At 65.9% G+C, this 10,675-nt stretch carries 11 protein-coding genes; 7 read left to right on the top strand and 4 right to left on the bottom strand.

Features of this window, described 5'->3' with window-relative positions:
- Nucleotides 1-17: 17 nt before the first annotated feature.
- The gene (locus ACSU1L_RS05095) at nt 18-812 is read right to left on the bottom strand and encodes a CPBP family intramembrane glutamic endopeptidase (protein ID WP_439254921.1); all 795 of its coding nucleotides are present in this window, start codon (nt 810-812) and stop codon (nt 18-20) included.
- A gap of 112 nt (nt 813-924) precedes the next feature.
- On the opposite strand from ACSU1L_RS05095, the gene typA reads away from it, so the two are divergent.
- Complete coding sequence (gene typA, locus ACSU1L_RS05090; RefSeq protein ID WP_438253436.1) at nt 925-2,835, top strand: translational GTPase TypA; 1,911 nt, start codon at nt 925-927, stop codon at nt 2,833-2,835.
- Nucleotides 2,836-2,916: 81 nt separating this feature from the next.
- Here the strand turns inward: typA and ACSU1L_RS05085 are convergent, their stop codons facing one another.
- A complete protein-coding gene (locus ACSU1L_RS05085) occupies nt 2,917-3,465 on the bottom strand; it encodes a helix-turn-helix domain-containing protein (protein WP_439254920.1) in 549 nt (182 codons plus the stop codon).
- A gap of 64 nt (nt 3,466-3,529) precedes the next feature.
- Between ACSU1L_RS05085 and ACSU1L_RS05080 the strand changes: the two genes are divergently transcribed.
- The 6 genes from ACSU1L_RS05080 to ACSU1L_RS05055 all read left to right on the top strand — a co-directional run bounded on the left by ACSU1L_RS05080 (nt 3,530) and on the right by ACSU1L_RS05055 (nt 7,950).
- Entirely contained in the window at nt 3,530-4,291 is a 762-nt protein-coding gene (locus ACSU1L_RS05080; protein WP_438253438.1) for an AzlC family ABC transporter permease, read from the top strand.
- Entirely contained in the window at nt 4,288-4,602 is a 315-nt protein-coding gene (locus ACSU1L_RS05075) for an AzlD domain-containing protein (RefSeq protein WP_439254919.1), read from the top strand. Before ACSU1L_RS05080 ends, ACSU1L_RS05075 begins: the two co-directional genes overlap by 4 nt.
- A gap of 37 nt (nt 4,603-4,639) precedes the next feature.
- A complete protein-coding gene (locus ACSU1L_RS05070; RefSeq protein ID WP_438253440.1) occupies nt 4,640-5,038 on the top strand; it encodes a histidinol dehydrogenase in 399 nt (132 codons plus the stop codon).
- A gap of 9 nt (nt 5,039-5,047) precedes the next feature.
- Nucleotides 5,048-5,368: a ferredoxin gene (fdxA, locus tag ACSU1L_RS05065; protein WP_438253441.1), complete on the top strand. Its 321-nt coding sequence runs from the start codon at nt 5,048-5,050 to the stop codon at nt 5,366-5,368.
- Nucleotides 5,369-5,373: 5 nt separating this feature from the next.
- On the top strand, nt 5,374-6,486 hold the full coding sequence (gene dapC, locus ACSU1L_RS05060) for a succinyldiaminopimelate transaminase (RefSeq protein WP_439254918.1): 1,113 nt from the start codon (nt 5,374-5,376) through the stop codon (nt 6,484-6,486).
- Between the two features lie 168 nt (nt 6,487-6,654).
- Nucleotides 6,655-7,950, top strand: coding sequence for a citrate synthase (locus ACSU1L_RS05055; protein ID WP_439254917.1), 1,296 nt, complete (start codon nt 6,655-6,657; stop codon nt 7,948-7,950).
- A 61-nt stretch (nt 7,951-8,011) separates the two neighbouring features.
- Here ACSU1L_RS05055 and ACSU1L_RS05050 read toward each other — a convergent pair whose 3' ends face one another.
- Both ACSU1L_RS05050 and dapD read right to left on the bottom strand, forming a co-directional pair.
- Nucleotides 8,012-9,469: a DEAD/DEAH box helicase gene (locus tag ACSU1L_RS05050; RefSeq protein ID WP_439254916.1), complete on the bottom strand. Its 1,458-nt coding sequence runs from the start codon at nt 9,467-9,469 to the stop codon at nt 8,012-8,014.
- A gap of 230 nt (nt 9,470-9,699) precedes the next feature.
- Nucleotides 9,700-10,641: a 2,3,4,5-tetrahydropyridine-2,6-dicarboxylate N-succinyltransferase gene (gene dapD, locus ACSU1L_RS05045; RefSeq protein WP_439254915.1), complete on the bottom strand. Its 942-nt coding sequence runs from the start codon at nt 10,639-10,641 to the stop codon at nt 9,700-9,702.
- Nucleotides 10,642-10,675 lie beyond the last annotated feature (34 nt).

The raw sequence follows: 10,675 nt of genomic DNA, 5'->3' as shown, positions 1-10,675 counted from the left end.
TTCGGCAGCGGGAAGGCTCAGCCGGGGAGGCCGAACATCGCGGGGAAGGTCGACGCGGCCCACGGATACCCGATGAACGCCGCCGCATCGATCAGGAAATGGGCGACCAGGAACGGCAGCAGCCGACCGGAGCGTGAGAAGAGCCAGCCGAACAGCAGCCCCATCGCCAGGTTGCCGATGAACGCGCCCGGTCCCTGATACAGGTGGTAACTGGCTCGCAGCACACTCGTGGCAATGATGATCGGCCAGATACCCCACCCGATCTGCTTCAGACGCGCGAACAGGTAGCCGAGCACGACGAATTCCTCCATGATCGACGCGCGTGCGGCCGACAGCAGCAGAATCGGCACCGTCCACCAGTGCGTGTCGAGTCCGCCCGGATTCACCGCGACGAACAGTCCCAGCATCCGGCCGACGATGTAAAGCGCGAGACCAGGAATGCCGATCGCCAGCACGAGCAGGATGCCGTTTCGGCTGTCGCGGGCGATGCGGGTGCCGTCCAGCCCGAGCCGACCGAGATGCGGCCGCGGTGACTGCCAGAGCAGGTAGCACACCAGGAGCACGGGAACGATCGCGAAGCCGATCGCGAGCACCTGATAGATGAGGTCGAACACCTCCCGGTCGCTGCGCGAGGGATTCAGCGTTGCGACCTGGTCGGCCAGCGGCGTCGCATCCGTCAGCCGATAGGCGAGCTGCACGATCGAGTAGATGGCCGATTGCCCGAGTCCGAGCGCCAGCACGATCGCTATCTCCCACCACAGCCGCGTGCGGGAGAGCGGAGACGTGGCGGCGGCGGTTGCAGATGAGGACACAGCCCGATGTTACGACAGGCGTAGAAGGCTGTTCAGACACTGGACAGCCTTCGTGGGATATCCTGAAACGTCGGCATCCCGGCGCACCCCACACTCTTTTAGGAAAACTTGCATGGCGCACGCCCTTCGCTCTGATCTCCGCAATGTCGCAATCGTCGCGCACGTCGACCACGGCAAGACCACCCTCGTCGACGCGATGCTCCGTCAGACGGGCTCGTTCGGCGAGCACGCGCACGTCGATGAACGCGCGATGGACTCGGGTGATCTCGAGCGCGAAAAGGGCATCACGATCCTCGCGAAGAACACCGCGATCACCTACACCGGCGTCCACAGCGACGTTCCGATCACGATCAACGTGATCGACACCCCCGGCCACGCCGACTTCGGTGGCGAGGTCGAGCGCGGTCTGTCGATGGTCGATGGCGTCGTGCTGCTCGTCGACTCTTCGGAGGGCCCGCTCCCGCAGACTCGTTTCGTGCTGCGCAAGGCGCTGGAGGCAAAGCTTCCCGTCATCCTGCTGGTCAACAAGACTGACCGCCCCGACGCCCGTATCCCCGAGGTCGAGGAAGAAGCGCAGGACCTGCTGCTGGGCCTCGCGTCCGACCTGGTCGACGATGTGCCCGATCTTGATGTGGATGCGCTGCTTGACGTTCCCGTCGTGTACGCCTCCGGCCGCGCCGGCGCGGCATCGCTGAACCGTCCCGAGAACGGCACGCTGCCGGACAACGAGAACCTTGAGCCGCTGTTCGGTGCGATCCTCGAGCACATCCCGGCTCCGGCATACGATGACGAGGCTCCGCTGCAGGCATGGGTCACGAACCTTGACTCCAGCCCGTTCCTTGGCCGCCTGGCGCTGCTGCGTGTCTTCAACGGAACGCTGAAGAAGGGCCAGACGGTCGCCTGGGTCCGCGCAGACGGCACCCACCAGAACGCCCGCATCACCGAGCTGCTGAAGACGCGTGCTCTGGAGCGCTACCCCGCCGAGTCCGCCGCACCGGGCGACATCGTCGCGATCGCCGGCTTCGAGGACATCACGATCGGTGAGACCATCGCCGACCCGGACGATGTTCGTCCGCTGCCGCAGATTCACGTCGACGACCCCGCGATCTCGATGACGATCGGCACCAACACGTCACCGCTGATGGGCAAGGTCAAGGGTCACAAGCTCACCGCACGCATGGTGAAGGACCGCCTCGACCGCGAGCTCATCGGAAACGTCTCGCTCAAGGTCGTCGACGTCGGACGCCCGGATGCTTGGGAAGTTCAGGGCCGTGGTGAGCTGGCGCTCTCCATCCTCGTCGAGAACATGCGTCGCGAAGGCTTCGAGCTCACCGTCGGCAAGCCGCAGGTGGTCACCAAGCAGGTCGACGGCAAGGTTCACGAACCTTTCGAGCACCTCACCATCGACGCCCCTGAGGAGTACCTCGGCGCGATCACTCAGCTGCTCGCGGGTCGCAAGGGCCGCATGGACAACATGGTCAACCACGGCACCGGCTGGGTGCGCATGGAGTTCATCGTTCCTTCGCGCGGCCTGATCGGCTTCCGCACGGAGTTCATGACCACGACCCGCGGCACCGGTATCGCCAACGCGATCTCGCACGGCTACGACGCATGGGCGGGACACATCTCCACGCGTCAGAACGGCTCGATCGTCGCTGACCGCTCCGGCGTCGTCACCCCGTTCGCGATGATCGCTCTCCAGGAGCGGATGTCGTTCTTCGTTCAGCCCACGCAGGAAGTGTACGAAGGCATGGTCATCGGCGAGAACTCGCGCGCCGACGACATGGACGTGAACATCACCAAGGAGAAGAAGCTCACCAACATGCGTGCTGCGAGCTCGGACACCTTCGAGTCGATGACGCCGCCGCGCCAGCTGACACTGGAGGAGAGCCTCGAGTTCGCCCGCGACGACGAATGCGTCGAGGTGACCCCGGACGCTATCCGCATCCGCAAGGTGGTTCTGGATGCAACCACCCGCGGACGTGAGACCTCGCGCCTGAAGCGCCAGGACGCCAACGCCTGAACTGCTTGATAGGAAAGAGCCTCGTCCGCCGGTTGAACCGGTCGGGCGAGGCTCTTCTTGTACCCGTCAGTCCAACAGCGCTCAGCGCAGTTCCGAGATGAGCACTGCGCTGGTGCCGGGGACGAGAGCATCGAAAACGTGCGGGATGTCTCCGGCATAGGTGAGGTAGTCGCCGGGATTGAGCAGCACTGGCGCGTCGGCGGGGCCGATCTGCGCCTGCCCTGAGGTCAGGATCACGTGCTCGGTGGTGCCGGAATGGTGCGGATCGGACCTGCGTGGTTCGCCGGGCTCGGCGCGGATGAGGTAGATGTCCCGGCGTGCACCGGGCGGGCTCGCGGAGAGCAAGCTCGCGCTGTACGAGGCCGCCGCCGACGGGACGCTGGCGAGATCATCGGCGCGAATGAGGGTCGGGGCGTTGGCCTGCTGATCGACGAGCACGGCGAAGGGGACACCCAGTGCCACGCCCAGAGCCCACAGGGTCTCGACACTGGGGTTGCCCGCGCCGTTCTCCAGCTGCGACACGGTCGCTTTCGATACGCCGGCCTGCCTGGCCAGTTCAGACACCGACATTCCGATGGCTTCGCGCTCGCGGCGCAACGTGCGGGCGATGCGAGTTCCGAGATCCTCCATGCGTTCATCATGTCAAACGTTCGTTCACTTGACTATCCGATGTGCAGTGTTCAGAATGATACGCATGCGTTCAGTGAATCGAACGGCCGAGGTGCGGGCCGGTGGACGCCGCGAGGTCTGGCGCGAAGGCGTCGGGGTCGCGGTCGCCACCAGCGCCTACGGGATATCGTTCGGCGCGCTGGCCGTGGCATCCGGTCTTGACGTCTGGCAGACCTGCGTGCTGAGCCTGCTGATGTTCACCGGCGGGTCGCAGTTCGCCTTCATCGGGGTACTCAGCGCTGGTGGTGTCGCGGCCCTTCCCTCAGCGATCGCCTCGGCGGCGCTGCTCGGGGTGCGCAACATGGCATACGGCATGCGGATGTCGACCACGATCGGGTCCGGCTTCTGGCGGCGTTCGGCGGCCGCCCACATCACGATCGACGAATCCACGGCCGTCGCCATCTCTCAGGATTCTGCTCCACTGCGTCGACTCGGGTTCTGGGTCACCGGCATCGGCGTCTTCGTCGGCTGGAACCTCACCACACTCATCGGCGCCCTCATCGGCGATGTTCTGGGCGACCCGAAAGCCTGGGGCCTGGATGCCGCGGCGGCCGCCGCCTTCCTCGCCCTGCTCTGGCCGAGGCTGAAACAGCGACAGGCCATTGTCGTCGGCGTAGCCGCGGCGGTTATCGCAGCCGTGCTCACCCCGGTGATCATGCCCGGACTTCCCGTGCTCGTTGCCGCTGTGGTTGCCATTGCGGTCGGGTGGTTCAACTGGTTCGACGGCTCACGCGCACCCCTGAAGCAGACCGGCGCAACGGATACCGCGATCGGCGAGACACCATGAGCGTGTGGAGTGCCGTGCTGCTCGCGGCGTGCATCTGCGCGGCGTTCAAGGCATTCGGTTACCTGATTCCGCCGCATCTGCTGGAAGCCCCGCGCCCGGCGCGCATCTCGGACCTGCTGACGGTGTCGCTGCTGGCCGCTCTGGTAGCTGTTCAGGCGCTCGGAGCGGGCCAGGCCGTGGTTGTGGATGCCCGGATCCCGGCCGTGCTGGTCGCTGCCGGGCTACTGTACCTGCGGCAGTCGTTCCTGGTCGTCGTCGTGGCCGCTGCCGCATCGGCAGCACTGCTGCGCCTGGTCGGCTGGGCAGTATGAGCAGAAGGGCCACAGCAGGCCCGCGTAGGATCTCAGGGTGCCCCACTGGATCTCTCGCGCTATCTCCTGGATCGCTGCTGCCCTCGCTGGTGCTGTTTACGGCACGGCGGGAACCATCGCGCACAGCCTCACGATGTGGGGCGTCATTCCCATCGGAATGATCGTCGGGGCCATTGGCTGCGGAGCACTACTGATCGCGACGCGCGCTCTGACCTTGGATCGCGCGGCGGCACTGGCCGCAGCCATCGGAATGCTGGGCATGCTGATGATCATCTCCGGTGTCGGGCCCGGCGGATCCGTCGTCGTGCCGAACACCCCGGCCGGTCAGATCTGGACACTTTTGGTGGCCGCTATCGCGCTGCTGGTGGTCGCCTGGCCGCGGGTGAAGAGCGCACCTGTGCGTACGCAGGTGCCCGGTGGTGAGAACGGGTCGTAGACTGGAGGGGTGACGTATGTGATCGCTCTTCCGTGCGTCGATGTCAAGGATCGCGCCTGCATCGACGAGTGCCCCGTTGACTGCATCTACGAGGGCGAGCGTTCGCTGTACATCCATCCCGATGAATGTGTCGACTGCGGCGCCTGCGAGCCGGTGTGCCCCGTCGAGGCGATTTACTACGAGGATGACCTGCCCGATGAGTGGCAGGACTACTACAAAGCCAACGTCGAGTTCTTCGAAGAGATCGGCTCGCCCGGCGGCGCTGCCAAGGTCGGGGTCTACGCCTTCGACCACCCCGTGATCGCAGCGCTTCCTCCTCAGGGCGAGTAGATCCGGTGAGCGTCCGCGACCTCGCCGATTATCCGTGGGATGCAGTCGTTCCGTACCAGGAGCGTGCGGCGCGGCATCCGCACGGTCTGGTAGACCTCTCCATCGGTTCGCCCGTTGATCCCACCCCGGGTATCATCCGGCAGGCGCTCGCCGATGCCACCGATGCGCATGCCTATCCGCAGAATATCGGCACGCCCGCGCTGCGCGAGGCGATCGTCGAGTGGTATTCGCGTCGACGCGGTGTTCCGGATCTGAGCGTCGAGAACGTCTTGCCGACGATCGGCTCCAAAGAGCTCGTGGCGCTGCTGCCGACCCTGCTCGGGCTCGGCGAGGGCGACACCGTCGTGTACCCGCGCGTTGCCTATCCGACCTACGAGGTCGGCGCACGCGTCGTCGGTGCGACACCGATCGCCGAGGATGATCCGGCGCTGTGGCCGGACGGTGCCAAGCTCATCTGGATCAACAGCCCGGGCAATCCGGACGGGCGCACCTGGACGGTGGATGAACTCGCCACCGCCGTGCGACGCGCTCGCGAACTCGGGGCGATCCTCGCCAGCGACGAGTGCTACGCCGAACTCGGCTGGGACGGGCCCTGGGCCCATGAACCCATTCCCTCCGTTCTTGATCCCCGGGTGACAGGCGGCACGCGTGCGGGTCTGCTCAGCGTGTACTCGTTGAGCAAGCAGTCCAACCTCGCCGGTTATCGTGCGGCATTCGTAGCCGGCTGCTCCCGGATCATCGCCGACCTACTCACTGCGCGCAAACACCTCGGACTCATGATGCCGGCGCCCGTCCAGCAGGCGATGATCACCGCCCTCGGTGATGAAGCGCACGTCGCCGAGCAGAAGGAGTTGTACCGGACCAGGCGCGAACTCCTGCTCCCGGCGCTCGAAGCTGCCGGATTCCGCATCGACGGCTCAGAAGCCGGTCTCTATCTCTGGGCGACGGCCGGCGAAGACGCCTGGGCATCCATGGGGAGACTGGCCGATCTCGGCATCCTGGCCGGTCCAGGGCCCTTCTACGGGCCGGATGCTGCGCAGCACATCCGACTCTCGCTGACCGCTCCGTCAGAGCGAGTGGCTGAGGCCGCACGCCGCTTGCGCGGGGAGCCGCTGTAGGTTCCCATGTCATATTCTTGAGGTCTCTTGGCGGATGTCACAGTAGGCCAATCAGGCGGCTAGGCTGTAGAGGCGATTCGGTCGAGACCCGACCAGGCGTCAAGCGCCGTGCATCGCCCTCGACGAAACAGACCAACAGGTCGCGTAAATACGTACAAGGAGGTCCGCGTGAGTGCAGCGGGAGATCAGCAGGCGAAGGCCACCCTCACCATTGGTGGAACCACCGCAGAATTCCCCGTACTGCGTGGTACTGCGGGTGGCGACAGCATCGACTTTTCGACGCTGACCCGGCAGACCGGCTACACGGGGCTGGACTACGGGTTCGTCAACACCGCATCCACGAAGTCGGCGATCACCTTCATCGACGGTGACCAGGGCATCCTCCGCTACCGGGGCTATCCCATCGACCAGATCGCGCAGAACTGCACCTATCTCGAGGTGGCTTGGCTGCTCATCTACGGCGAGCTGCCCACGCCTGACGAGCTGGCGAGCTTCGATGACCGCATTCGTCGGCACACGCTGCTGCATGAAGATCTCAAGCACTTCTTCTCGGCACTGCCGCACACCGCGCACCCGATGTCGGTGCTGTCTTCGGCCGTGGCCGCGCTTTCGACCTACTACGAGGGACAGACCGACCCGAACAACCCCGAGCATGTCGAGCTCAACATGGTGCGCATGCTCGCCAAGCTGCCCGTCATCGCGGCCTACGCGCACAAGAAGAGCATCGGACAGGCATTCCTGTACCCGGACAACTCGCTGAGTTTCGTCGACAACTTCCTCAAGCTCAACTTCGGCGTCAACTCTGAGCCCTACGAGATCAATCCAGTGATGTCGAAGGCCCTTGAGCTGCTGCTCATCCTGCACGAAGACCACGAGCAGAACGCATCGACCTCGACTGTGCGCCTGGTGGGCTCCACCGGAGCGAATCAGTTCGCTTCGATCTCTGCCGGCATCCAGGCGCTCTCTGGACCGCTGCACGGTGGCGCCAACGAGGCTGTCCTCACGATGCTCGGAGAGATTCGCGATTCCGGTCAGGGCGTGAAGCGCTTCGTTGAGCGAGTGAAGAACAAAGAAGAGGGCGTCAAGCTCATGGGCTTCGGCCACCGGGTGTACAAGAACTACGACCCCCGCGCCAAGCTCGTCAAGGAAGCCGCCGATGAGGTGCTGCGCGAGCTCGGCGTCACCGACCCGCTGCTCGACCTGGCCAAGGAACTCGAAGAGATCGCACTGGCGGACGAGTACTTCCAGGAGCGTCGCCTGTACCCCAACGTCGACTTCTACACCGGCGTGATCTACAAGGCGATGGGCTTCCCGACGCGTATGTTCACCGTGCTGTTCGCGATCGGCCGCCTTCCCGGCTGGCTGGCGCAGTGGCGTGAGCTGCAGCTGGACCCGCAGACCAAGATCGGTCGTCCGCAGCAGCTGTACACCGGAGCGACTGAGCGTCAGTTCCCGACGCGCTGATCGGATGCTGAAAAGCCCCGGCCCCTTCCCGAAGGAAGTGGCCGGGGCTTTCGCGTGGGGATCAGCGTCCCTGGGAACCGCCGCCCTGAGCGCGGCGCGGACGCCGTGAGTCGGCGCGCTGGCCGACCGCAGCGGGGCGCTGCTGGCCGGAGCGCTGGCCGCCACCGGAGCGCTGTCCCTGGGCTGTTGCGGGCTGTCCCTGGCTGTTCTGCCCCTGGGCGCCGCCCTGCGGGCGACGGCGGCGGTTGGCTGGGGAGCCTGCTGCGGGAGCGCCACCCTGCTGCGGCTGGCGCGGCTTCTTCGGCTGCTGACGCTGCTGCTGCTGTTGCACCGGCGCGGGCTTCACGTGCGGGGCGCGTTCGCCGACAAGCTCGTCGACGATGTCGGAGTTCACCTGCTCGAGTTCGGCGGTGATCTGGGCCTTGCGCAGCAGGTCCTTCACATCGCGGCGCTGCTCAGGAAGCACGACGGTGACGACGGTGCCGGCGGCGCCGGCGCGGGCCGTGCGACCAGAGCGGTGCAGGTATGCCTTGTGCTCCATCGGCGGGTCGACGTGGACGACGAGGTCGACGTTGTCGACGTGCACGCCACGGGCCGCGACGTCGGTCGCGACAAGAACGCGCACGCCACCATCTGCGGGGTCTGCAGAGAAGGCGCTGAGGTTGCGTTCACGCGCGTTCTGCGACAGGTTTCCGTGCAGGTCGACCGCAGGCACGCCGGCGGCAGTCAGCTGCTTGGCCAGCTTCTTCGCCTGGTGCTTGGTGCGGGTGAACAGGATGCGGCGGCCGGTGCCGGAGGCAAGGTCGCGCACGAGAGAGGTCTTGTGCTCGGTGGAGGTGGTCACCAGCACGCGGTGGGTCATCTCGCCGACCGGGACGCTGGATTCGTCGACCTCGTGGCTGATCGGGTTCGAGAGGAACCGGCGTGCCAGGGAGTCGATGCCACGATCCAGCGTCGCGCTGAAGAGCAGACGCTGACCGCCGGCGGGCGTTGCGGTGAGGATGCGGGTCACGCCGGGCAGGAACCCTAGGTCGGCCATGTGGTCGGCCTCGTCAAGGACTGCGACCTCGACGGCGTCGAGGGCGACGAGCTTCTGCTTCATGAGGTCTTCGAGGCGCCCGGGGCACGCGACGATGATGTCGACTCCACCGCGCAGCGCCTGCTCCTGCGGGCGCTGGCTGACGCCGCCGAAGATCGTGGTGACGCGAAGCCCTGCTGCTGCGGCAAGCGGGGTGACGACTGCGGCGATCTGCGTGGCAAGCTCACGCGTCGGAGCGAGGATCAGGCCACGCGGATGCTGCGCGCGGGTCTTCTTGTTCGATGCGGAAAGGCGCGCAACGAGGGGAATGGAAAAGGCGATCGTCTTGCCGCTGCCAGTGCGACCGCGACCGAGGAGGTCACGGCCGGCGAGGGAATCGGGGAGCGTGTCGCGCTGGATGGCGAACGCCTCGGTCTTGCCATCGGCAGCAAGGACATCAGCCAGGCGTGCGGGCACGCCGAGTTCGAGAAAGGTAGGCATAGAAATACTCCGTGAACACGCGTCAGCGTGTCGAGTTCGTGTGATGGGCGACCGCGCACAGGAAGTGCGCAGAGGTTCGCCGTTCGAAACGCCAACTGGTGGAGGAGCTGTTCAGCTCGCTTCGGTCTGGGAAGACCCCGTGACGACGACGTAGCTGCCCGTTAATTGGACAACTGTTCAACAGTAGCAGGACAGGTATGTCGCAACCTGCATGCGCACCGTGCGTGTCCTCAGGCGTGCAGCGTCTCGTTCAGGGTCACACCGGAACCCGCGCGACGCTTGACCTCGATGGCGCCGGTGAGCGAATTGCGCCAGAACAGCAGACCGTTCTGGCCGGAGAGCTCTGCCGCTTTCACGACGGGCTTGCCGCCGTCTGCGGTGTCGGGGCCGTCCGCCAGGACCACCTTGGAGCCTGCCGTGATGTAGACGCCAGCCTCGAGAATGCAGTCATCACCCAGCGCGATGCCCAGGCCCGCATTCGCGCCGAGGAGGGTGCGCTCTCCGATGGAGACGCGCACGCTCCCGCCGCCGGAGAGTGTGCCCATGATGGATGCGCCGCCGCCGATGTCGCTGCCCGCGCCGACGACGACGCCCTGGGAGATTCGCCCCTCGACCATCGAGGCACCGAGCGTGCCGGCGTTGAAATTCACGAAGCCCTCGTGCATCACGGTGGTTCCGGGCCAGAGGTACGCGCCCAGACGAACGCGGGCGGCATCCGCGATGCGCACGCCCTCGGGCTGGAGGTAATCGGTCAGACGCGGGAACTTGTCGAGTCCCTGCACCTGGATGCCGTGGCGGCGCAGCTGCGGCTGCAACCGCGTGGCATCGGCCGGGAGCATGGGGCCGGCGTTGGTCCAGGCGACATTCGGCAGCTGAGTGAAGATGCCGTCGAGGTTCAGATCGTTGGGGCGCACCAGCAGGTGCGACAGGGCGTGCAGACGCAGGTAGGCATCGGCGGTGGACGCCGGGGCTTCGTCGAGGTCGATCTGCAGCGTGACGCTGTCGATAACGACGTTGCGACGCTCGTCTCCGCCGGTGTGGGAGGCGAGGTCTGCGAGGCCGGTGCGGGGGAGATCACCGGTGCCGAGCTGCTGATACCAGGCATCCAGCACCGTGCCGTCTTCAGCGATCGTCGAAAGGCCTGTGCCCCATACTGTGCGCCGCGTGCTCATCCATTAACGCTACCGGTATCGCCGAGCGCGTCTG

Origin of the sequence: Microbacterium sp. A94, assembly GCF_051842855.1 — a bacterium.
Classification (GTDB): Bacteria; Actinomycetota; Actinomycetes; order Actinomycetales; family Microbacteriaceae; genus Microbacterium.
This window is presented reverse-complemented; position numbering and strand designations above follow the sequence as displayed.